Genomic DNA, 23157 nt, shown 5'->3' on the forward strand with positions numbered 1-23157 from the left:
AAAAGAAGCATGTCGTTATCATAAGAGTCTGTTAGAGAAATTTTCATTCGGAATAATGCAGATGTGCCAAAAACTGTAAATCCCAACTTGTGGCGTCAGGCGAAGCTGATTAGTTTGGTCGGGTTGTTCAAGGAGCCTGTAAACATTTTCAAGTGCGTACAGCGGATCTATCCATCATCACTTTATTGAAGGGCCCTGAAGGCATTATAGTCGTTGATCCTCTTATCTTTACTGAAACCGCATAAGCATCCCTGGAATTATATTTTCAACATCGCCCGCGAAAGCCAATTGTCGCGGTTATTTATTCCCATAGCCATGGTTTATATCCGTAAGGATTACGTTTTTCACCATGAACTCTTTTTTCAAAATGCTGATAGTCTTGCACATCGTACCAATCGCCGCCCCAATCCCACCCATGCTGTTTAAAAATTGTATAAACTAAGCTGATGCTGGTAATTTTCCCAGGATAGGTTTCCTGTCTGTCTATAAATTTGGTGCCATTTAAAGGCAATATGATTTTCCCTTTTACGTAGGGATTAATTCGCGGGTTAATATCAATGGCGCGTCCATAACTGTGTTGTGAATACATGCCGGGTAATTGGGTCTTCCCCAAATCCGGGGGCACTTCACTTATCCGCACAGCACTCTAACTCTCAACCTATAATTTTCAAAATTTCTAAATCCGTAAGCTCTTCTCTGAATCAATTTCATCTTCCGATGAAACCCTTCAGTTATTCCATTGTTCTTCGTAAAGCGAAGCATTCTAACGACTTCTATTTTCTGCCACTCCTAGCTCTCTCGCTACTTGTCTTAATGGCTTATTACTTTGCTCTAGAAATTCAATTGCTTTAACTTTGAACTCTTTTGTGTAGATACTTCTGACCATTGCTACTCCTTGTTGATGAGATTATATCTCTTAAACAAGGTGTACGGCTAATCGAGGAGGGATCAGGTATGTTTTTAGTGGTATGTGTTATTTCTTTAGATAATAATGTTAAACCCTATCTTATTAAGCTGCTAGTAGATACTGCTTCTGGATATAGCAAATTTAATTTTTGGAGCTTAGTTTATACATATGCCGGATTTCAAATTCTTACAACGTTAGCTTGGACCTTTAGCGATTGGCTGCACGCTAATTTTGTACCATCGTATAGAGCGCGTATAGCATCAATATTGGCTGATAAAGTGAGTTATTATTCGTATGCTTTTTTTCAGAACAATTTAAGTGGAAGTATCTTGGCCAAAATTAGTGATGCTTTTAGTCTTACTCCTACTCTCATTACTACTATCGGTCATCAGTTTATTCAATTTGGAGTTACATTTTTTCTAACCTTATTATTGCTAGCTAAGATTCATGTCTTATTTGCAGTAGGGCTATTTGTATGGATGTTATTTTTTTCTTTAATGACTTTTATAGGATTACAAAAAGTCGTCCCCGTTTCAAAGAGTTATGCCGAAGCGCGATCTAAACTTTGGGGGTATTTAACAGATTATTTAGTAAATATATTGAATGTGAAGTTGTTTACAAATGTACCGATGGAAAAGAGCAAACTTCGCGCTATAGCAGAACATTTTAGAAAAGAGGGACGTGTTCAAGGTTATTTTTTGATGCGGTTTTATATGATACAAGGAGGTACGCTTTCTATTTACACCCTGTCATTTTTAATAGGACTTATTTATTTACAGCATAAAAATCTAATTTCTCCTGGAGATTTTGTTTTAATTTTTATGCTTAACTTCAAGATCTCAGATACGATGTTTGAACTTTCTAATCATCTTCGTGATTTTACAACAAACTGGAGTACTGTTGATCAAGCATTAAAAACATTAAACACAACCCCTGAAATCTTAGATAAAGCCGATGCTATAAATTTTTCTGTGGGCAAGGGTGAAATTTTATTTGATAAAGTGAGTTTTCAGTATCACGAATTATCACCTCTTTTCCAAAATAAAACAATCACTATTAAAGCAGGAGAAAAAATAGGTTTGGTGGGTCATTCTGGGGGAGGAAAATCGACATTTGTTAATTTAATTCTTCGATTATATGACGTTAATGAGGGAAGTATTTTTATCGATGGGCATGATATTCGGAATGTGGCTCAAACATCATTACACTCTGCTATTAGTGTTATTCCGCAAGAACCCTCATTATTTCATCGTACAATAATGGATAATGTACGTTATGGAAAAATTAATGCAAGTGATGACGAGGTTATTGATGCATGTAAACAAGCACAAATTCATGAGTTTATTTCTTCGCTTCCTTTAGGATATAACACAATAGTGGGTGAGAGAGGATTGAAACTGTCTGGCGGACAACGGCAGCGCATAGCCATTGCCAGATGTATTCTTAAAAATGCCTCAATTCTTATACTAGACGAGGCAACCTCACAATTAGACTCTGTTACTGAAAAAAACATACACGATTCGTTATGGAGCTTTATGCAAGGAAAAACAGCTCTTGTTATTGCTCATCGTCTATCTACATTGTTAGAAATGGATCGTATTATTGTGTTTGATAGAGGAAAAATTATTAGTGATGGTTCGCATGAAGATTTATTAATTAAATCAAAAGAATATCAATCTTTGTGGAATGTGCAAGTAGGTGGTTTTTTGCCTGAACAAACCTACTAATAATTTATTGCTAGAGAAATAATAACATGGAGTAATAAGTGCAAAGTTTTCTAAGAAATATTGTAATTGCTTTTCTAACTTATATTGTTTTTCATGGTGCATTATATGCAGAAATTAAAGAAGCTGTATTACCATTAAAATTTAACACGGGTAATGAAATACATGGCTTACCTTCATGCGATATAGAAATACAGGGAAAAAAGATACCCGTTATCTTAGATACAGGAGCATCAAAATATGAGCTCGCATTGAGTCGTTATGCTTTAAAAAATATTAATGTAGGGCGTGTTTTTAAAGTTTCAGCCACAGCAAAATACCTATTACAATTAATGCACCCAAAAACATGGCGGCAGTTTTATCATACCGCGTAGCAATTCTTCTGAAACCTTTTATTCTGTTAAAAAATCGTTCGACATGATTCCTTTCTTTATAAATATGGGAATCATGCTCAATAAAAATAATTCGATTCTTTTTACTTGGAATAACGGCCTCAACACCACGTTTCGCCAACTGCCTCAATAAATAATCGATCATTTTCCCCATGGCGACCTTTAGGAGATGGCAGTAATTGTTCTAATTTGTTCCACATTTTGTCATCAATAACAAATCTTGACATCCATTTGCTCCATTTTCACTATGGAGGCTTTTTATCAGATTTTTAATAGTTTGAAAAACTTTAAAAACACGCCCTAACATTGTAATTTAAGCTGTCCTTCTTGCCCAACTGGTAATAATACCCTCACCAGAAAAAAAGGTCATATGTCATTGGATTTATTTAAAAATCTAATGGAATGAAGTGGGTGATTATCTTGTGCAGCTATTTTTCTGGAATTATGGGGAACCCACATTAAATCCCCATTATGCTGAAATGCTGACTTATGCCAAGAAAAAAATATTTATATTCAAATGGATACAAATGGAACCACATTAAATAACGTGGCTAATTGCGAAAAAATTGTTAAAACCGGCCTCGACCGAATAACCATATCACTGGATGGTGTTACCAATCATTCCTATAAGGAATTTAGAGGCAAGAATATGTTTGAAACCGTTCGTGACGGCGTTCAAAGTTAAGTGAGGCTAGAAAAAGATTGGGCTCTAAAACCCCTTTCATTGAATTGCAATTTATTTTAATGAAAACCAATGAGCACGAAGTGGATGATATTGTGCAATTAGCAAAAATAGTTGGAGCGAATGAAGTCACATTACGTTATTTTATTTTTAGGCAGTACGGCCAGCTCTATTAAAAGCATTATTGGATAAATATAAGCCTAGTAATGATGAATATGCGATTTACACGTCTTGCAATGGTATTGCTGATTACAAAAGAAGCATTGATCAATCTTGTTTCATGATGTATTCCAGCTCTTGTGTTTTTTGGGATGGAGAGGTCGTACCTTGTTGCTATGATGCCTATGCGAAAGTACCTTTAGGAAATATTACCGAGAGTGGTTTTCTTAACGTATGGAATGGGGAAAAGTATCAATCATTTCGAAAAAAAATATTCACAGAAAAAAGAAGTGTTGGCTTATGCAAGAACTGCAATTCCTTCGAAAATTGGGTACAGCAAAGAATACCCATTACTGATTCAATTTGAGTTATTTTTAAGACTTGATTATTAATCCACCACCTAAATTTAACTTTTAGTCTGGTATGTGCTCTTGCGTTTGCTCAATTTGCTTTTGCTAAACCCGCTAATTTGGGATTAGGGACGCAGGCAGTTAAAATTTATCATGACTCAGGTGAATATGAAAAATCACCATATTATAAGGGCAAGTAAAGCCGGCACCACGTTACCGACTACCTATAACGGTGTAATTCCAACAACCGCATATTATACCGTTACCAATAATACAGCTTCTCCCCGCAGTGGGAATTTTGTGCGTAGTTTACCTAAAAATGCTGTACAAGTGCGCAGCAATGGAACTTATCCAGACACGTGCGGAGCCCAGTTTCATCTTGCTCCTCAAGGTGCTCGTGGGGATAGCTGTACCTTACAACTTAATATTCTGGGTGCGATAGATGGAAATGATACCAATCCCAATCATCTGATTTTTGTTTGTTTTCCAGGTGGGTTGAGTTGTGCTGGAGCATCTCCCCAACTGAATGTGAAATTAGTGGACCCTTGGATTCCTTTATCTGTGGCGTATGAAATCGTTTACATAGCAAATGCCGCAACTAATCCACGCTCTTTTGTACAAACGTATAAAGATGCCGGTCCTAATCCAGTATCTACAGATGCAGAGTGGAATGCATTTATTCCTCCAGACGGCTACACCAAAAATACAACACGCTATTTACAGTTTAATGAACAAATTTTCCTGGCCTCACCTGGGCAACCCGTGGGCTCCACCACTTACATTAACACAGCAGGAACCCCTTCAGGCTACACTCGGGGTGCGATGTCTAATGCGATAAATGCCATGTGGCCTTACGATGCCGCGCAATATCCAGATCCTCCGTCTAACCTTGGCCCTTTTGAAGCTGGAAACTTTACCACGACCCCACCTGCCGGTGTGGTTAAAGTCACTGCTAATTACAAAGCACAAGAAATGAAGTTTTATGCGAATGAAAATGGCGTACCTCCTGGAACACCAGGGGCTGTGCCTATTCTTCGATTTTATCTGATCGACCCATGGGGAAATGAATACATCATGCATGCATCAGCCCAGGATAATCCGACTGATGTTAAAGCTGCTTTTGATGCGGCCATCCTGCCTCCTGGTTTTCGCAAGGTATCGCGTTATCTTAAAAAAGATTTTATTTTAAGACCGGCGACTGGTCCTGATAATGCATTTGAATACAATCTCTTACGCGATAACGAAAATAATACTTATCACCAAAGGAAGTGGAATGCGAAAGAGATAACCATTACTTCCCGAATTCAACGCTCAGGAATGCCTATCTGGGGGGGAAAATTGGGGAATACCTTAAAAATTACCCGTTCTTTTGACAATACTATTTATGGTGACGGAGGGAAAAATGTCTTTATTTTTCCAACCACCTTAACAGCTGGGCTTAATACAATTGCTGATTTTAATGTGGATGGGGATAAGCTTGATTTTCAAGGACAAATTTATACGCCTATTGTTTTACCATCCGGGATTAGAGTCGATTTGGAAAACGGAGCAAGTGTATTATTAAGCAGAATATTTTACTTTGATGATACCTGGGTTATCACTTAATAATTATTTTTGGGGTCGGATGCACTGAACCCCCCAGGCTTCCTATACATACCTGATATCGAGCAAAAACTCGATTTGAAATATTTATTGCAGGGCAATTAGGCGAAAACTATCAATTATTTTTCGCCTTTTAACCCTTTTACCGAAACTTTTTCTTGGATGATTTGTTTTAGCCTGCTCGCTGGTTTTGACTAGCCGGGTGGCCATGTCATCTGGCGGCCACCTAAAACGTGTAAATGAATATGGTAAACTTCTTGTCCGCCATCCGAATTTACATTGAAAACAAGCCGGTAACCTTTAGCCAATCCTTCTATTTGTGCAATTTTACGGGCTGCTAACAGCATTCTTCCTAATAACTGCTCATCTTTTGTATCCGCATCGTTAATCGTGGCAATGTGCTGCTTGGGTATAACCAATATATGCGTAGGCGCTTGCGGGTTTATGTCACGGAACGCCATGATTTCCGTATCCTCAAAGACAATATTTGCAGGAATTTCCCCCCTGGTAATTTTACAAAATAAACAGCTCATAATCGTCCTGATTATTGTTAACAATGCATTGATTATAACAAAAAACTTCTTTTTAGTCAGAGATACCGCTGCTTGTTTAATTTTTCAAAAAATATGCTGTAAAGGTCTGAGCTAATGATGTATGCAACCGGTTTTGAATTTTATAGGCAGGATTAGTTGACGATTTTTAAAATCCGTTTACATAATGATAAACCATCCATGAGGAGGTGCCTATGTATAAAGTAAACTTGCACAAGGAAGGAAATTTAAGTGTTAGGATGAAATTGGATTTAACCAAGTACTTAAAAAACATACCTATTTCTTCACCCCTCATCCCGTTGGATACTCTGGTTCCACTCGAGGCGGACAGCTTAAATGAGTTTGCCGAAGAGCGGAAAAAATTGGAAGATGCCATTCTCGATCTTTCCGCTGATGTCATCTGGATTGCCATCAAAGAACTTATCGCCGAGCAATGCGATAAAAGTATTGTGGAACACAATCTGCTTTCCAGTTATTTAAGGTCCAATGAAGAAAATGGCACTCCCCACGCGCTTGAAAGCCTGAATGGTAGTTTTCCAGAATTGCTTAAAAATTGGGTTGATGCTCTTATTAAGAAATATTTAAGCGATGGAAAAACCACGACTTTAGAGGTGTTAATTGCTTGCAAGCTGGTTAAGAGCAAGGTGGGTGGAGATTGCGAAGAGTGCAGGGATGATTTGGTTATCTCTATGATTGATAATGGTTGCGGTTTTCCTGAAGAGTATATGAGGAATTTTCAAAATTATCTGCATGAGAAGTCATATAAATTCCAGGCTAAACCCAGTGAAAAACAGGAAAATTATTTTTTCGGCGGCGCCGGGAAAGGTTTACCTATTTTTCTCGCTTATTTTATTGATGGCGAAATATTGGAAGATTTTTCAAAACCAATCAAGGTTAAAGAGGTAGCAGGTGCAAATATTTCTATCTCGATTAACAAAAACGTAAAAACGCAAGGTGCAGAAATAACGTTGGTTTCGCCCCTGAAGCCTTTGGCTGCGCTAGAAGAAAATCAGGATGATTTAATGGGTACAGAAAGAAAACCTATCCCAATACTAATGTCCCCACCCGCTGCAAAATTTAAAAAAAGAGTGAATTTTTTTCTGGAAGAAAGTCCGCAGAAACTGACGAGGCAATTTGGAAAATTTGTGGTGGATAAAAAAACGGTAGAAGGGGACGATGAGGCGAGCGTAGAATCGGAAAAACGCCCAGTTTTTGCCTTTCATCAGTAAATTGCGCATAATATTGCGTCTTTTTAATAGCCTACAGGTATGATAATGGGTTTAATGGAAATCAAATGCGGCCGTGACGTGCCCAATGAAATTAACGTCATCATTGAGATCCCAATGCACGGGGAGCCCGTTAAGTATGAAGTGGATAAACAAACAGGTGCGTTGTTTGTTGACCGCTTTATGACAACGGCTATGTATTATCCGGCAAACTACGGATATATCCCAAATACATTATCCGAAGACGGCGACCCGGTTGATGTGTTGGTGGTAACGCCAGTTCCTTTGATTAGTGGTGCCGTGATCCGTTGCCGTGCCGTAGGCGTCCTTAAAATGACGGATGAATCAGGGGTTGATGCGAAATTAATTGCAGTTCCTATCAGCAAACTCAGTAAAATGTATGAAAACGTGGAAACGTATAAAGATTTGCCGCAACCATTGCTTTTATCCATTGAGCATTTTTTCAAACATTATAAAGATTTGGAAGAGGGGAAATGGGTGAAGGTTGATGGCTGGGAAGGCCCGAAGGCGGCGCATGAAGAAATACTGGGGAGTGTTGCACGTTACCAAGAAAACCATTCTAAACAGTAAGTTCTGCATCCTGGGTGGCATGAATCGCTACCCAGGATGGCTATATGCTTGGCCATTGCTGGCATGCTAATCAAGATTTTTTGCTTAAACTCGTTTCAAGGCAAGCGCCATGAAAATATAAGTCCAGCCGCTTATCATCAAATCCACTGCCACAAATAAACCGATTACCCAAAACCCACTCCACGGCCATTGCATGAGGATGAGGATGCCGAGCAGGACCGCAATTAAACCAGCTAATAAAAGCCAGCCCCACCCGCGGGAATGGCGTAAGGCAAGTGCCATGATGACCCGAATGGTTCCTATGACGATTAATACAGCAGCGATCAATGCGGTGAGTACTGTCGATGCAAAAATCGGATCATAAACAATGATGCCGCCCCCGACGATGTATAAAACGCCAATCAAGGCATGCCACAAAACACCATTCCAGTCACGGCATTTAAAGGCATCAATAATTTGCATAACGCCAGCGATGATTAATAAAACACCTAAAACTAAAACACTAGCCAGGGTTAGCCCAACCACCATGCCTAGCCCGATTGCGCCCAGAAGGACGAACAAAATCCCCAAGCCCAATAACCAACCCCAGCTGCGCTGTAGCCCAGCAGGAATTTTTGTTGTTTTTACAGTCATAAAATATCCTTATAAGTTAAATCCCATTAAAAAATATAATCTTAAACGGCTACGAAGTATAGACTTTTAAATTTCCGCCATGGTCGGTTTTGCAAGAAGGTTACAGGCTAACGGCCGTTTCGATAGTAACCGTAAGACTCGATTGGACAGCGGCTTAACTGCGTTTCCGCAAGCTGTTTGCAAAATCAAATTTAGGGATTTCTATGTGAAAAATAATTGCCAAAACGCGGGTAATAAAAATACAAGACAAGGTAATAACAATATTTATATTTTCAGGGATGTTAAGGTAATCCAAAATAATAAACAATAAAGCGCCCGCCAATGCAATTACTGCATATAATTCTTTGCGTAATACCAAAGGAATATCATTGCACAAAATATCGCGCAGCATGCCGCCGCTAATCCCGGTAATCATTCCGCCTATGACAGCAACAATGGGCGACATCCCGAAGGTAAGAATCTTTTGTGTACCAAGGATGACGAAAGCAGCCAAGCCTAATGCATCCAGAATTAAAAAAACTTTCATGATGCGAACCAGTGAGTGGGCCACGAAAATAGTCAAAAAAGCAGCGATGCAGGTATAGAGCAGATAATGCGGGTGTGCAATCCAAGTCAGGGGCGGCGTATTAAATAACACATCGCGTACAGTGCCCCCTCCCAAAGCGGTAACCGAAGCAATAAGCATTACCCCAAAGAAATCCATTTTTTTACGCCCGGCGGCAATCGCGCCAGTAATGGCTTCTACACAGATGCCGATAATAAATAAATAATGTAGAACCATAATGACTGCTCATAAAAAAAACGATCATATCATTGCCCAATCGATATATAAACTAAAACGCTGCCATAAAATTGCGCAAAAAAGGGTAACTGTTTTACAATGGATAAAAATTATGCTTGTAAATGCGTTCTTGCGGTGATAGCGCTTGTTTTCGATTGGTAACTTCATGAAAAATCTTATGGCCAGGCAGCGGCAATTAATTTTATTTTGGCTGTTCAATTATCCTTTGTTTTGCATTCTTTTTTTGGCGTATGGTGATAAATCCTTAGCGCAAGATACCGTATCTTTGCTTTATTTTATCCTGTTAAGCCTGGGCCATGCCGGTTTGATTTCTTGGTTGCTGCTGTTTGCCGCACCGTATTTGTTATATTGGGCAAGCTTTAAAAGGCTAAGTGCGGCGAAGCTTGCCTTAAGTTTTGCAGTCACGGGTTTATTTTGCCTGGTTTTGGATGCATTTACTTACCTTTATTTCCGTACCCACATTAATATGACTTTGCTTGCCATGATGCTGAGTCCGGCTCGGGGACAAATATTTGCCCTCACCATGAGTGAATACTTAAGTTTAAGCGCTGTGTTTGCATTAATTTTTATGCTGCAAATAGCATTATATAAAATCGCTCGAAACGTGCAGGCGAATGTACATCGGTTTGCAATTTTTACCCAAGTCGCGGTAATGACTTTTATTATCTTAACGCAAAGTGCTTATGCTTGGGCAGATGCGGTTTATGAACCCAGAATATTATTGCCCACGGAATTGTCACCTGGTTTTTTTGGTATAACGGCAAAACGATTTTTTGCCCGTTATCATTTGCTTGACGTTAATAATAGACAAGCGCAATTAACAATGCCTTCCGCACGGCTGCAATATCCGTTGCAGCCTTTGCAAACCCAGGAAATGGTAGAAAAACCCAACATCTTAGTCATTGCCATTGATGCATGGCGCTATGATGGGTTAAATGAACAATATACTCCAAACATAGCAGCATTCAGTGAGCGTGCCAGCCATTATACCCAGCATTATAGTGGCGGCAATTGCACCCGCGCCGGATTATTCAGCCTTTTTTATAGTGTCAATCCGGGTGATTTTGATGCGTTTTATCAAGCCGGAATAGGTCCCGTATTATTCAATATGCTTTATCGGCAAGGTTATGAAGTCGGTGTTTTCCCCAGCGCATCGGCTATATCGCCGCCATTTCATCGCACGGCTTTTGTGAATGTGCGCGAATTTGAACCCAATACTCCCGGAAATAATAGCGCTGAGCGTGATAAGGCAGCTACACAACGCCTTAAAGAATTCATGAGAAAATCCAGTGCGAATAAAAAGCCTTATTTTGCTTTCATTTTTTATGACAGCGCACATTCCTACACTTATCCGGATGAAGCATTCAATCCGCCATTTAAGCCTGCCGCCCGAGTTAGCCATTTAGGCTTGCATAATAAAAAAGCCCAATTGCAGTATCGTAATCAATATTACAACGCATTGTACTTTATAGATGGCTTGGTCAAAGAAATTTTGTCCGAGTTAAGCCGGCAAAATTCTTTGGATAACACCTTGATCGTATTTACTTCCGATCACGGCGAAGAATTTGATGACAATGGTTTAGGCTACTGGGGGCATAACAGTAATTTTACTGCAGCGCAAACTCATGTCCCCATGGTAGTTCATTGGCCCAGGCAGCATGAACGTGTTGACTATCAGCACGTGACCAGCCACTACGATTTCGTGCCAACTCTTTTGCAGGAGATATTAAAAGTTAAAAATCCGCTGCACGATTACAGCTTGGGGAAAAACCTCAATTCTGCCGAGCCACGAGAAATTATTTTATTAGGAAGCTATGCCAAGACTGCTGTATTTTCCCCACTGCAAGGCTTGGTTGCCATTACCCATCCGCTAGGATTTTTCCGCCTGGAGGATTTACATGGGCGACTTGTAAAAACCGAGTTGGACCATGATGCGCTCAAACTCGCATTTACACAAATAAATCATTTCCACAATGGTAAGGATTAATGAGATTAATCTACAAAAGAGTTTGCTTTGCATAAGTACCTTGATATAATAGCCAACAATTACTATTGTAGAATGAATTATAGGCACGTAGCTCAGTGGTAGAGCACCACCTTGACATGGTGGTGGTCGGTGGTTCGATCCCACTCGTGCCTACCAAGTTAACCCTGCTATGCAGGGTTTTTTTTTGTTGGATCTCTTACATTAAGCTTGTAAGCTAACAAGCTTATTTTCATTGCGAATCAAGAGGGAACAAGATGCCCAATATTAAATTGCCTGACGGAAGCGTTAAACATTTTGAAAACCCTTTAACTGTTTTAGACGTCGCAGCCAACATTAGTCCTGGATTGGCAAGAGCAGCCATTGCCGGAAAGGTGGACGGGTGTATGGTTGATGTTAGCTACCCTCTCACGCAAGATTGCTCGTTGATTATTCTGACCGAGAAAGATCTGGAAAGCCTTGAGGTTATTCGGCATTCCACGGCGCATTTATTGGCTCAAGCCGTAAAGTTATTGTTTCCAACAGCTCAAGTAACCATCGGTCCTGTGGTTGCAGATGGATTTTATTATGATTTTGCCTATGCGCGTCCTTTTACCCCAGAAGATTTAGAAGCCATCGAAAATAAAATGAAAGAGTTGGCGAAAGCCAATTATCCTGTAACCCGGCGTGAATTACCGCGGGATGAAGCGATAAACTATTTCAAAGGATTGGGAGAAGAATATAAGGCGAAAATTATTGCTGAAATTCCGGAAAACCAAACCATTTCTTTGTATCGTCAGGGTGATTTTGAAGATTTATGCCGCGGGCCGCATGTTCCGGCAACTGGTTTTTTAAAGGCATTTAAATTGACCAAGCTGGCAGGGGCTTATTGGCGAGGTGATGCTCGCAATGAAATGCTGCAGCGCATCTATGGTACTGCTTGGGCCGACAAAAAATCGCTGGATGCTTACTTGCATCGTTTGGAAGAAGCGGAAAAACGCGATCATCGAAAATTAGGCAAGGCATTGGATTTATTTCATTTTCAGGACATTGCGCCCGGCATGGTGTTTTGGCATGCGAAAGGATGGACTATTTATAGGATCCTTGAAGAATACATGCGCGGTCGGCTCAAGGATTTCGGTTATGAAGAAATTAAAACCCCACAATTAGTTGACCGTTCCCTATGGGAGAAATCAGGGCATTGGGATAATTTCCGCGATGAAATGTTTATTACCGAAACCGAAAACCGGCTTTATGCGGTGAAACCAATGAATTGCCCTTGCCATATTCAAGTCTATAATCAAGGGCTTAAAAGTTACCGTGATTTACCTTTGCGTCTAGCCGAATTTGGTAATTGTCACCGTTGCGAACCTTCAGGCGCATTGCATGGGCTAATGCGTGTACGCAATATGGTACAAGATGACGCGCATATTTTTTGTACTGAGGATCAAATTCAATCTGAAGTAGCCATGATGCTCGAACTTGTGCAATCAGTATATGCTGATTTTGGCTTTAGCAATATCATTTATCGCTTGGCATTACGCCCTGAAAAGCGCGTAGGTGCAGATGCTGTCTGGGACAAGGCAGAAGCCGCTTTGCAACAAGCCATGAGGAGCCGGGGCATTGAGTGGCAAGATGCGCATGGCGAAGGGGCATTTTATGGGCCAAAAATCGAGTGCTCGCTCACGGATTGCCTGGGCCGTATTTGGCAGTGTGGTACCATTCAGGTGGATTTTTCCATGCCAGAGCGCCTGGGGGCGCAATTTGTGGCAGAAGACAATAGCAAACAAACTCCCGTTATGCTGCATCGTGCTATCCTGGGATCGTTTGAGCGGTTCATGGGGATTTTAATTGAACATTATGCTGGTAATTTGCCATTATGGCTTGCACCGATGCAAGTTTCAGTGTTGACCATCAGCGAAAAGCAGCATGAATATGCTGCAAAAGTGAAGCAATTTTTACAAAATAAAGGGGTTCGTGCCAATTTTGACTTGAGAAATGAGAAAATTGGCTTTAAAATTCGCGAGCATACTTTGCAAAAGATACCTTATTTGCTCATTATTGGTGATAAAGAGGTAGAAAATAATTTGGTTACTGTGCGCAGTCGCGATGGTCGGGATTTGGGCACAATGACAATCGATGATATTTATAGTACTCTGCAGCAGGAAATTAATGCAAAGAGTGTTGTGCAAACTAACGTTGAGGAGGGTTGACCATTAGTGCATCAACTAAGCGTGACGGCGATCGCGCGCGAATTAATGAACAGATCAATGTACCTGAAGTACGCTTAATTGATGTAGATGGCAACCAGGCGGGGATAGTATCAACACGGGAAGCTTTGCGTGCTGCAGAGGAAAGTGGTTTGGATTTGGTAGAAATTTCACCAACGGCCAAGCCACCTGTATGCCGGATTATGGATTATGGTAAATTTCTCTTTGAAATAAGCAAGAAGCAAGCAGAAGCTCGAAAAAAGCAAAAGCAAATTCAAGTCAAAGAGCTGAAATTCCGTCCCACGACGGAAGAAGGGGATTATCAGGTCAAGCTACGCAACCTGATACGTTTCCTTAATCACGGGGATAAAGTCAAAATCACGCTGCGTTTTCGTGGACGTGAAGTAGCGCACCAAGATATTGGCATGAAAATTATCGAGCGTTTGCAGCAGGATACGGCTGAGTTCGCAGTAGTTGAGCAGCAAGCCAAACGCGAAGGTCGCCAGTTGATGATGGTGTTGTCCCCAAAGAAAACGAAGTAGCAATTGTAAATTTGTCTGGGTGCTTTCTGTTAATCTGAATGATTCACTTCACCAAGCATGACTGAAATTCACATTCTGCAGTTTATAGCCGAATGTGTCCGCCTTCAGACAAATCATTAATGCGGAGTATTTGTTATGCCGAAATTAAAATCACATCGTGGAGCGCATAAACGCTTCCGAAAAACAGCAAGTGGGGCAGTGAAGCGTCGTGGTGCGTACCGCAACCATATCCTCACTAAGAAATCAACCAAGCAAAAACGTCATCTGCGTGTTGCTTCAGGCACTTTAAAATCATGTGATGCTCGTCTTGCTGAGCGCATGTTGCATGGTAGTTAAGGGGGAGAATGAATTATGCCAAGAGTTAAACGCGGAGTGACAGCAAAAGCTCGTCATAAAAAAGTTTTAAGCCAAGCCAAAGGTTATTACGGTGCCCGCAGCCGGGTTTATCGAGTTGCCAAGCAAGCCGTTATTAAGGCAGGTCAATATGCTTATCGTGACCGCCGCCAAAGAAAAAGACAGTTTCGTGCGTTATGGATTACCCGTATTAATGCACAAGCTAGAGAGTGCGGTTTATCCTACAGCCGTTTGATCGATGGTTTGAAGAAAGCCGAAATCGAATTGGATCGTAAGGTACTGGCAGATATGGCCGTTCACGATAAAACAACTTTCGCAGCCATTGCAGAGCTTGCCAAAGCAGCACTTGCATCCTAATGTACCATAAATTCTAACTAGGAGGCTTTGGCCTCCTTTTTCTTGTAGGCTCACTATGCAAGACATCACGAGGTTACAACAAGAAGCGTTTGCAGCCATCGACAATGCTGCTGATATAAGCAACCTGGAAACTATTCGCGTCGATTATCTAGGTAAAAAAGGCAAATTAACCGATCTGTTAAAAGGATTGGCACAATTGCCTGCCGCAGAAAAGCCTAAAGCAGGCCAATTGGTTAACGAAGCAAAGCGTGAAATCAGCGCACGCATAGAACATAAATTGCTGCAACTTAAAGAAGAACTGCTGCAACAAAAATTATCTGCAGAAAAAATAGACGTCACTTTACCGGGACGTTTAAAACAATCCGGATCGCTGCACCCAGTCACCCAAGTCAAACAACTCATTAATGACTACTTTAGTCGCTTAGGTTTTGATATTGTCTCAGGCCCTGAAATTGAAACCGAATTTTATAATTTTGAAGCATTAAATATTCCGGAACATCATCCGGCGCGTGCAATGCACGATACGTTTTATTTTGGTGATGGCCGCCTGCTGCGAACCCATACTTCCCCGGTACAAATCCATGTGATGGAAAATCGCAAGCCACCGTTTCGCTTAATTGCTCCAGGTCGTGTATACCGTTGCGATTCGGACATGACCCATACTCCCATGTTCCATCAAGTGGAAGGGTTGCTTATTGACAAACAAGCCACGTTGGCTGGGTTAAAAGGATTGTTGCAAGATTTTTTTACCCATTTTTTCGGGCGTAAATTAGCGGTACGTTTCCGAGCTTCTTATTTTCCATTTACAGAGCCTTCTGCGGAAGTTGATATTGAATGCACACAGTGTTCAGGAGAAGGATGCCGCTCCTGTAAATATACCGGTTGGCTTGAAGTCCTTGGTTGCGGAATGGTGCATCCCAACGTCCTTAAAGCGGTGCAAATATCACCTGATGAATATCAAGGATGGGCTTTCGGGATGGGCATGGATCGCTTGGCCATGCTGTATTTCGGCATCGATGACTTGCGCATGATGTTTGAGAATGACATGGCTTTCTTAAAGCAATTCTAATCTAGCCAGAATCTGAGGAATTTTCATGAAAGTAAGTGAATTGTGGTTGCGTGAATGGGTTAATCCCGCTTTGACGGGGGAGCAGTTGGCTGCTCAGTTGACCATGGCTGGATTGGAGGTTGATGCACGCAATCCTGTGGCTGGCGAATTTGACCACGTCATTGTTGCGGAAGTGGTAGAAACCAAACCGCACCCGCAAGCCGATAAATTAACCCTGTGCGAAGTGAACACAGGAAGCGGCATGCTTAAAGTGGTGTGCGGCGCTGCAAATGTGCGAGCAAATCTTAAAGTTGCATTGGCTCTACCAGGAGCTCATTTGCCTGGGGGTCTTCATATAAAAGAAACGAAGTTGCGCGGTGAAATTTCTCAAGGAATGCTGTGTTCGGCAGCGGAGCTTAAATTGGAAGAAAGCTCAAATGGCATTTTGGAATTACCAGAAGATGCACCGCCAGGCATCGATGTGCGCGAATATTTATCGTTGCACGATCATGTCTTGGACATTGATTTAACTCCCAATCGTGCCGATTGTTTTAGCGTAATAGGGATCGCGCGAGAAGTGGCTGCGTTAACCAAGCTTACCTTAAAACCCGTATCGGTTAAATCAGTACAACCGCAAACCGATGCAATGGTAAAAATAGACTTAATAGCAGAACACGCGTGCCCACAATATTGCGGCCGGGTGATTACAGGGATTAGTGCACATGCGGTTACGCCTGTGTGGATGAAAGAGCGCTTACGGCGCAGCGGTATTCGTCCATTGCATCCGGTGGTTGATGTGACCAATTTTGTAATGCTGGAATTAGGGCAGCCCATGCACGCATTTGATTTGCAAACGCTTGCAGGAAATATTCAAGTCCGTTTCAGCGAGGAAAACGAAGAGTTGGAATTGCTAAATGGACAAGCTGTACGCCTGGGGAAAGATGTTTTGGTCATTGCTGATCAAGAAAAACCATTAGCAATTGCTGGGATAATGGGCGGCGAAGCCAGTTCAGTACAAGCAGAAACAACTCATATTTTCTTGGAAAGCGCTTTTTTCAATCCGACCACTATTGCAGGTGTTGCCAGACGTTATGGCTTATGTACGGATTCTTCACAGCGCTTTGAACGGGGTGTGGATCCGAGCATCCAGACCTTGGCACTGGAACGCGCTACGGAATTATTGCAAGCAATTGCAGGCGGTGAGGCAGGCCCGATTTCTGTTTGCAATAAAACGGAATTCCTCCCACAAGCGGTAGTCATCCAGTTTAACCCGGAAAAAGTCGAACGTTTGAGTGGTGTGCACGTGTCGCAGGCTGAAATGGAGACGATTTTACAAAACCTGGGCATGAATGTGATGTGCAGTGAAGCCAACTGGGAGATACAAGTGCCTGCGCATCGCTTCGATATTCGGCATGAAGTTGATTTGGTTGAGGAAATTATTCGTTTGCACGGTTATGAAAATATTATTGCAGACCCGATGATAAGCACCGTTACGGCAGGAGAAATAAATCCTGAAGAGCAATTTATAACACAGGCATCTGTTTTTTTTAAATCCCGCGGCTATTTTGAAACAATTAGTTACAGTTTCGTTGATCCGGAACTGCAAGAAGCAATTTACCCGCAGGCCCACGCCATGCAATTGTTAAATCCTATTTCGCAGGAGCTGTCGCAAATGCGTGCGGGAATGTGGCCAGGGTTGCTTGCGTCGATGATTTATAATGCGCATCGCCAGCAAACCAGCATTCGGCTTTTTGAAGCAGGCGTGGTTTTTAAAGTGGATGAAGAAAACTTACAGGAAGAATTATGCTTGGCAGGATTAGCCGCAGGAGAGCATGGCACACAAAACTGGAGTGAAATGTCCAGAAAATTCGATTTTTATGATGTAAAAGGCGATTTACAAGCGCTGTTTGCAGCGTTTCATATCCAAGACGTGCGATTTGTACCTGCTGTACATCCGGCCCTACATCCAGGGCAATCTGCGCAGATTATTCTTAATGGCAAGAAAGCAGGTTGGCTAGGTGCCTTACACCCCCGATTGTTGGATGCTTTGGATTTAAGCAGTGAAGTATTTGCATTTGAACTCTCAGCTGTTCCCTTTTTAGAAAAAACAGATAGGCGCTACAAGCCCATTTCCAAATACCCACAAATTAAACGCGATCTGTCTTTGTTGGTAAGTGAGGAAATCACGGCACAACAAATCGAAGAAATTGTGCGGGAAACGGTGCAGCCAGGTTGGTTGAAGGCATTTGATGTGTTTGACGTTTATAAAGGCGGTTCTATACCTGCAGATAAAAAAAGCCTGGCTATCACATTGATTTTGCAAGATGATAATCGCACTCTGGTCGATGCAGAGATCAATGCGGCAATCGATGCTATAATTACAACACTGGATCAAAAGTTTGCCATTACATTGAGGGACTAATCGTGAATGCCTTGAGTAAAGCCATTATTGCTGATGCCTTATGTAGTGAAATCGGACTGGCCAAACCGGATGCCAAGGAAATTGTTGAGCAATTTTTTGAAGAGCTCCGCTATGCCTTGGAAAATGGCCAGCATGTAAAATTGTCCGGGTTTGGTAATTTTACCTTACGCGACAAACCCCAGCGGCCGGGCAGAAATCCAAAAACTGGGCAAGAAATCCCGGTTGAAGCACGCCGGGTCGTTACGTTTAAGCCGGGGCTTAAATTAAAAACCAAAATAGAAACACGGCAATAACTGAACGCTGAGTAGATTTATCTTGTCCAAATTCTAAGCCGCCAACTTTCCTAATTTTCACGAGGATTTGATTTTGTCTTTTTATGCAAAACATATTTTTATATGCACTAATCAGAAAGCCCCCGGCAAAAAATGCTGTGCAAATGCAGGCGCTGAGCATTATTTTGATTATTTAAAAGATAAATTAAAAGACCTGAACTTGTTTGGTCCGGGAAAGGTACGAGTGAGCCAATCAGGATGTTTGGGACGTTGCAGTTTAGGGCCTTGCATAGTGATTTATCCGGAAGGAGTATGGTATACTTACGCTTCTTCCGATGACATAGATGAGATCATCAGCAGTCAGTTGATTAATGGAGAAGTCGTACAGCGGTTATTAATCGATTCAGATTTCCCGGCTCAAGGTTAAAAATCCGATCTCAATAAAATACTATGTCATAAATTTTGTTTTCCTACTTGTAGGTTCATCCAGTTTTGGTTAAAATCGCCCGTCCAAGATTGAAGATTACTATTTTAAGGCGGTACGGAGTTAGTTAATGAAAACATTTAGCGCCAAGCCACATGAAGTAAAGCGTGATTGGTATGTGGTCGATGCCAGCGAACAAGTGTTGGGGCGTCTTGCCACTGAAATCGCACGACGTTTACGTGGCAAACATAAGGCCGAATATACCCCTCACGTGGATACCGGCGATTACATCATTGTTACCAATGCAGAAAAAGTGATGGTAACAGGCCGTAAGTTTAAAGAAAAAATGTATTATCACCATTCTGGTTTTCCTGGTGGTATAAAATCTGTTTCTTTTGATAAATTACAGGAAACAAATCCTGAGCGAATCATTGAGCGCGCAGTGAAAGGCATGCTTCCGAAAAACCCACTGGGCCGAGAAATGTATCGTAAGTTAAAAATTTACGTAGGTGCTGAGCATCCGCATGCTGCACAGCAACCTAAAAAACTTGAGATTGAGGAATAAGTATTATGGCTGAAATGCAGCAATACTATGGCACTGGTCGTAGAAAGAGCTCGGTAGCAAGGGTTTTTTTACGCCCTGGTAAAGGTCAAATAAAAGTCAATAACCGTGCTTTGGAAGAATATTTTGGTCGTGAAACCGCGTGCATGATTATAAGACAACCATTAGAAACAGTTGATGTTCTAAATAAGTTTGACATTTATGCAACCGTTGTCGGCGGCGGAATTTCTGGTCAAGCTGGTGCAATTCGTTTAGGTATTGCTCGAGCCCTGGTCGAGTATGACGAGCAGGATCTGCCTGAAGCTTCTGAACCAAATCCAGATTCATTTAGAAGAAAACTCCGCGCTCGTGGTTTGCTCACACGTGATCCTCGTCGCGTAGAAAGAAAAAAAGTGGGTTTACACAAAGCAAGACGTGCAACCCAATACTCCAAGCGTTAAGGCAAAATTATGCAAAAAACCCCGCATCATGCGGGGTTTTTTATTTATGTCGTTTCCAAACATGCAATTCTTTGATATAAAATACTAATCTTTGCATATCAGGATGATGTGGCGTGAATCATGAAATTGAACCCGGCTCAAATTCCGAAGTCCACGATGATCTTGTCGATGAACAACGAAGGCGTTTTTTGCTAACAGCAACCGGCGTGTTGGGGGGAGTTGGAGCTGTTTGCGCGCTTACTCCATTTATTTCATCATGGATGCCAAGTGCGAAAGCACAAGCGGCGGGCGCCCCTGTTGAAGTCGATTTATCTAAACTCGAACCGGGACAGCAAGCAACTGTCGAGTGGCGGGGCAAGCCCGTCTGGATTATCCGTCGCACCCAAGAAATGCTGAAGCATTTAAACGATATCGAATCCCGTTTGCGCGATCCAGAATCCTTAGTTGAGCAGCAACCTGAGTATGCACGCAATCAATATCGTTCCATTAAGCCTGAATATTTGGTGCTAATCGGCATATGCACTCATCTTGGCTGTTCTCCCAAATATAAGCCGTACGAAAAAGAATTAGGCCCCGACTGGCCAGGTGGTTTTTTTTGCCCATGCCATGGTTCCAGCTTTGATCTGGCGGGGCGGGTCTTTAAGAGTGTGCCGGCGCCAATCAATTTGGCTGTTCCTCCTTATCGTTTTATCAACGACCATACCATTATAATCGGCGAAGACGAAAAATAGGATTATTAACAATGAACGGATTGTTGAAGTGGCTTGACGATCGCTTTCCATTGCTGACTACTTGGAAGCAGCATGCGAGTGAGTATTATGCGCCAAAAAATTTTAATTTTTATTATTTTTTCGGTTCATTAGCCATAGTCGTATTGGCCAACCAGCTCATTACCGGATTATGGTTGACGATGTTTTACACACCCACGGCTGCTGATGCGTTTAATTCGGTCGAATACATCATGCGCGATGTAAATTACGGGTGGTTACTGCGTTACATGCATTCAACGGGAGCATCCGCTTTTTTCATTGTAGTTTATTTGCACATGTTTCGCAGTCTGCTGTACGGATCGCATCAAAAACCCCGTGAATTGGTATGGATTTTAGGGGTTTTTTTGTTTGTTTTACTCTTGGCTGAGGCTTTTTTCGGATATTTGCTGCCGTGGGGGCAAATGTCTTATTGGGGGGCGCAAGTTATCACCTCTCTCTTCGGGGCCATACCTTTTGTCGGTGAAAGTGTGATGACGTGGCTGCGTGGGGATTACAATGTGGCTAATGCCACGCTACAACGATTTTTTGCCTTGCATGTGATTGGTGTTCCGCTCATGTTGCTTTTGCTCGTATTTTTACATTTGGTTGCGCTGCATAAAGTGGGTTCAAATAACCCGTTAGGTGTGGATATTAAGAAATTTCATGATGGGCAAGGACGACCGCTTGATGGCATCCCATTTCATCCTTACTATACGGTAAAGGATTTTTTTGGCATTGTGGTTTTTTTCATTCTTTTTTTTGCTATTGTTTTTTTCTCACCCGAAATGGGAGGTTACTTCCTGGAACATGCAAACTTTGCCCCTGCCAATCCATTAACTACCCCTGAGCACATTGCCCCTGTTTGGTATATGACACCTTTTTATGCCATGTTACGAGGCATTCCGGATAAATTATTCGGTGTTATTGTGATGCTAGCCAGTATAGTCATTTTATTTTTTGTCCCCTGGCTTGATCGCAGTCCTGTTCGCTCAATCCGCTACAAGGGGATTTATTCAAAAGTTGCTTTAGCCCTATTTGTCATGAGCTTTTTTATTTTAGGCTATATGGGCACAGTGAACATCACGCCTGCAAAACAATGGTTGACACGGATTTGCACGGTTATTTATTTTGCATATTTTTTACTGATGCCCTTTTATACACGCCGTGAAAATTGCAAACCCTTACCAGAAAGGATAAGCATATGAGGAAAACTATTTTTTATTTTCTGGCATTGGTGCTGGCAAGCTCGGTGCAAGCGGCGGCGGAAGTGGAGTTAAAATCCATAAAAATTGATTTGCGGGATAAAACCAAATTGCAGCGTGGAGCCAAAATGTTTATGAATTATTGTTCCGGCTGCCATGCATTGCGGCACATGCGTTATAACCATATGGCAAAAGATTTGGGCTTGACTACATTTGATGGTCAAATCGACAGCGATTTATTAAAAAACAATCTCATTTTTACTGCAGCAACCGTATACGACCCGATTCAAATCAGCATGCCTGAAGAAGATGCCAGACAGTGGTTTGGCAGATTGCCACCTGACCTGTCTTTATCGGCTCGCGAACGCGGGCCAAACTGGTTATATACGTACTTGAAAAGTTTTTACATTGACAAAAAAAGACCTTTCGGCGCCAATAACTTACTCATTCAGGATGTGGCAATGCCCAATGTTTTGGCTCCATTGCAGGGCGAGGTAATTGCAGTGAGGCGTCATGGTGCTTCGCAAGAACCTGACAACTTTAATTTGATATTGTTGGAAAGTGGAGAAATGACACAGCAACAATTCGACAGTGCGCTGGAGGATTTGATTACTTTTCTGGTGTATGTCGGTGAACCGGTCAAATTGATCCGTTATCAACTGGGAGTTATTGTAATTATTTTCTTAAGCATGCTTGCGGTTTTAGCTTATCTGTTAAAAAGAATATATTGGCGTAAAATACATTAATTTATCTTAATTATGTCTAAAGTCAGCACGAATGATGAAAATATGCTAAAATAGTGACCTTTGGTTTAAATATTTTAATTAAGTTTTGCTGGCAGATGATGAATCTGTAGCTGAAATACAACGGTCTATCTTTATTCCCAGGCCGTTTCATCTCGGTAATGAATTATAAGTAATGGCGCGTGTTATGAATATTCTGGTTAATTATTTCAGGATCCAATGCTGCTGCCCGTGCTAATGAATAATGAGG

At 41.6% G+C, this 23157-nt stretch carries 25 protein-coding genes, 1 tRNA gene and 2 pseudogenes; 22 read left to right on the top strand and 6 right to left on the bottom strand.

What is annotated here, in order from left to right:
- Nucleotides 1–301: 301 nt before the first annotated feature.
- Entirely contained in the window at nt 302–625 is a 324-nt protein-coding gene (locus NKV53_RS09370) for a M15 family metallopeptidase (RefSeq protein ID WP_253351015.1), read from the bottom strand.
- Between the two features lie 5 nt (nt 626–630).
- A pseudogene (locus tag NKV53_RS09375) lies at nt 631–789 on the bottom strand (transposase); the annotation flags it as partial.
- A 165-nt stretch (nt 790–954) separates the two neighbouring features.
- Here NKV53_RS09375 and NKV53_RS09380 point away from each other — a divergent pair.
- Together NKV53_RS09380 and NKV53_RS09385 are read left to right on the top strand one after the other, a co-directional pair.
- Complete coding sequence (locus NKV53_RS09380) at nt 955–2634, top strand: ABC transporter ATP-binding protein (RefSeq protein ID WP_148110542.1); 1680 nt, start codon at nt 955–957, stop codon at nt 2632–2634.
- Nucleotides 2635–2672: 38 nt separating this feature from the next.
- On the top strand, nt 2673–3005 hold the full coding sequence (locus NKV53_RS09385) for a hypothetical protein (RefSeq protein WP_253351229.1): 333 nt from the start codon (nt 2673–2675) through the stop codon (nt 3003–3005).
- Nucleotides 3006–3124: 119 nt separating this feature from the next.
- On the opposite strand, the gene NKV53_RS11915 is transcribed toward NKV53_RS09385, so the two are convergent.
- Nucleotides 3125–3250: a hypothetical protein gene (locus NKV53_RS11915; RefSeq protein ID WP_256478907.1), complete on the bottom strand. Its 126-nt coding sequence runs from the start codon at nt 3248–3250 to the stop codon at nt 3125–3127.
- 275 nt (nt 3251–3525) lie between these two features.
- Here NKV53_RS11915 and NKV53_RS12050 point away from each other — a divergent pair.
- From NKV53_RS12050 to NKV53_RS09395, 3 genes and pseudogenes are all read left to right on the top strand, one after another.
- Nucleotides 3526–3708: pseudogene (locus tag NKV53_RS12050) on the top strand (hypothetical protein); the annotation flags it as partial.
- 280 nt (nt 3709–3988) lie between these two features.
- Complete coding sequence (locus NKV53_RS12055; protein WP_325049676.1) at nt 3989–4231, top strand: SPASM domain-containing protein; 243 nt, start codon at nt 3989–3991, stop codon at nt 4229–4231.
- 151 nt (nt 4232–4382) lie between these two features.
- Nucleotides 4383–5819, top strand: coding sequence for a hypothetical protein (locus NKV53_RS09395; protein ID WP_253351017.1), 1437 nt, complete (start codon nt 4383–4385; stop codon nt 5817–5819).
- Between the two features lie 191 nt (nt 5820–6010).
- Here NKV53_RS09395 and NKV53_RS09400 read toward each other — a convergent pair whose 3' ends face one another.
- On the bottom strand, nt 6011–6349 hold the full coding sequence (locus NKV53_RS09400; protein WP_126953372.1) for a histidine triad nucleotide-binding protein: 339 nt from the start codon (nt 6347–6349) through the stop codon (nt 6011–6013).
- A 212-nt stretch (nt 6350–6561) separates the two neighbouring features.
- Between NKV53_RS09400 and NKV53_RS09405 the strand changes: the two genes are divergently transcribed.
- Both NKV53_RS09405 and ppa read left to right on the top strand, forming a co-directional pair.
- Nucleotides 6562–7596 (top strand): ATP-binding protein, encoded by a 1035-nt coding sequence (locus NKV53_RS09405; protein WP_253351019.1) that lies wholly within the window; start codon nt 6562–6564, stop codon nt 7594–7596.
- Between the two features lie 45 nt (nt 7597–7641).
- Entirely contained in the window at nt 7642–8184 is a 543-nt protein-coding gene (gene ppa, locus NKV53_RS09410; RefSeq protein WP_126953370.1) for an inorganic diphosphatase, read from the top strand.
- A gap of 84 nt (nt 8185–8268) precedes the next feature.
- Here the strand turns inward: ppa and NKV53_RS09415 are convergent, their stop codons facing one another.
- Nucleotides 8269–8817, bottom strand: coding sequence for an HdeD family acid-resistance protein (locus NKV53_RS09415; RefSeq protein ID WP_126953369.1), 549 nt, complete (start codon nt 8815–8817; stop codon nt 8269–8271).
- A 154-nt stretch (nt 8818–8971) separates the two neighbouring features.
- Nucleotides 8972–9598 carry a trimeric intracellular cation channel family protein gene (locus NKV53_RS09420; RefSeq protein ID WP_126953368.1) on the bottom strand — a complete coding sequence of 209 codons (627 nt, stop codon included), beginning with the start codon at nt 9596–9598 and terminating at the stop codon, nt 8972–8974.
- Nucleotides 9599–9764: 166 nt separating this feature from the next.
- On the opposite strand from NKV53_RS09420, the gene NKV53_RS09425 reads away from it, so the two are divergent.
- From NKV53_RS09425 to NKV53_RS09495, 15 genes are all read left to right on the top strand, one after another.
- Complete coding sequence (locus tag NKV53_RS09425) at nt 9765–11606, top strand: sulfatase-like hydrolase/transferase (RefSeq protein ID WP_253351021.1); 1842 nt, start codon at nt 9765–9767, stop codon at nt 11604–11606.
- Nucleotides 11607–11687: 81 nt separating this feature from the next.
- Nucleotides 11688–11762 (top strand) — tRNA-Val (locus NKV53_RS09430).
- Between the two features lie 98 nt (nt 11763–11860).
- The gene (gene thrS / locus NKV53_RS09435) at nt 11861–13795 is read left to right on the top strand and encodes a threonine--tRNA ligase (RefSeq protein ID WP_127057428.1); all 1935 of its coding nucleotides are present in this window, start codon (nt 11861–11863) and stop codon (nt 13793–13795) included.
- Nucleotides 13796–13797: 2 nt separating this feature from the next.
- Entirely contained in the window at nt 13798–14334 is a 537-nt protein-coding gene (gene infC, locus NKV53_RS09440; protein WP_126953457.1) for a translation initiation factor IF-3, read from the top strand.
- A 135-nt stretch (nt 14335–14469) separates the two neighbouring features.
- On the top strand, nt 14470–14670 hold the full coding sequence (gene rpmI, locus NKV53_RS09445; protein ID WP_126953365.1) for a 50S ribosomal protein L35: 201 nt from the start codon (nt 14470–14472) through the stop codon (nt 14668–14670).
- A gap of 15 nt (nt 14671–14685) precedes the next feature.
- Entirely contained in the window at nt 14686–15045 is a 360-nt protein-coding gene (gene rplT, locus NKV53_RS09450; RefSeq protein ID WP_253351023.1) for a 50S ribosomal protein L20, read from the top strand.
- Nucleotides 15046–15100: 55 nt separating this feature from the next.
- Nucleotides 15101–16114: a phenylalanine--tRNA ligase subunit alpha gene (pheS, locus tag NKV53_RS09455; RefSeq protein ID WP_253351025.1), complete on the top strand. Its 1014-nt coding sequence runs from the start codon at nt 15101–15103 to the stop codon at nt 16112–16114.
- Nucleotides 16115–16139: 25 nt separating this feature from the next.
- Nucleotides 16140–18515 (top strand): phenylalanine--tRNA ligase subunit beta, encoded by a 2376-nt coding sequence (gene pheT, locus NKV53_RS09460; RefSeq protein ID WP_253351027.1) that lies wholly within the window; start codon nt 16140–16142, stop codon nt 18513–18515.
- A gap of 2 nt (nt 18516–18517) precedes the next feature.
- A complete protein-coding gene (locus NKV53_RS09465; protein ID WP_126953361.1) occupies nt 18518–18808 on the top strand; it encodes an integration host factor subunit alpha in 291 nt (96 codons plus the stop codon).
- Between the two features lie 70 nt (nt 18809–18878).
- Nucleotides 18879–19214, top strand: coding sequence for an NAD(P)H-dependent oxidoreductase subunit E (locus NKV53_RS09470; protein WP_253351214.1), 336 nt, complete (start codon nt 18879–18881; stop codon nt 19212–19214).
- 127 nt (nt 19215–19341) lie between these two features.
- Nucleotides 19342–19776, top strand: a complete 435-nt coding sequence (gene rplM / locus NKV53_RS09475) for a 50S ribosomal protein L13 (RefSeq protein WP_126953359.1) — start codon at nt 19342–19344, stop codon at nt 19774–19776.
- A gap of 5 nt (nt 19777–19781) precedes the next feature.
- Nucleotides 19782–20213 (top strand): 30S ribosomal protein S9, encoded by a 432-nt coding sequence (rpsI, locus tag NKV53_RS09480; RefSeq protein WP_126953358.1) that lies wholly within the window; start codon nt 19782–19784, stop codon nt 20211–20213.
- Between the two features lie 113 nt (nt 20214–20326).
- Nucleotides 20327–20944 (top strand): ubiquinol-cytochrome c reductase iron-sulfur subunit, encoded by a 618-nt coding sequence (petA, locus tag NKV53_RS09485; protein ID WP_233579791.1) that lies wholly within the window; start codon nt 20327–20329, stop codon nt 20942–20944.
- An 11-nt stretch (nt 20945–20955) separates the two neighbouring features.
- Nucleotides 20956–22167, top strand: coding sequence for a cytochrome bc complex cytochrome b subunit (locus NKV53_RS09490; protein ID WP_126953357.1), 1212 nt, complete (start codon nt 20956–20958; stop codon nt 22165–22167).
- Nucleotides 22164–22910: a cytochrome c1 gene (locus NKV53_RS09495; RefSeq protein ID WP_126953356.1), complete on the top strand. Its 747-nt coding sequence runs from the start codon at nt 22164–22166 to the stop codon at nt 22908–22910. Before NKV53_RS09490 ends, NKV53_RS09495 begins: the two co-directional genes overlap by 4 nt.
- The last annotated feature ends 247 nt before the right edge of the window (nt 22911–23157 follow it).

Source organism: Legionella sp. 27cVA30 (assembly GCF_024160945.1).
Lineage (GTDB): Bacteria > Pseudomonadota > Gammaproteobacteria > Legionellales > Legionellaceae > Legionella_A > Legionella_A septentrionalis.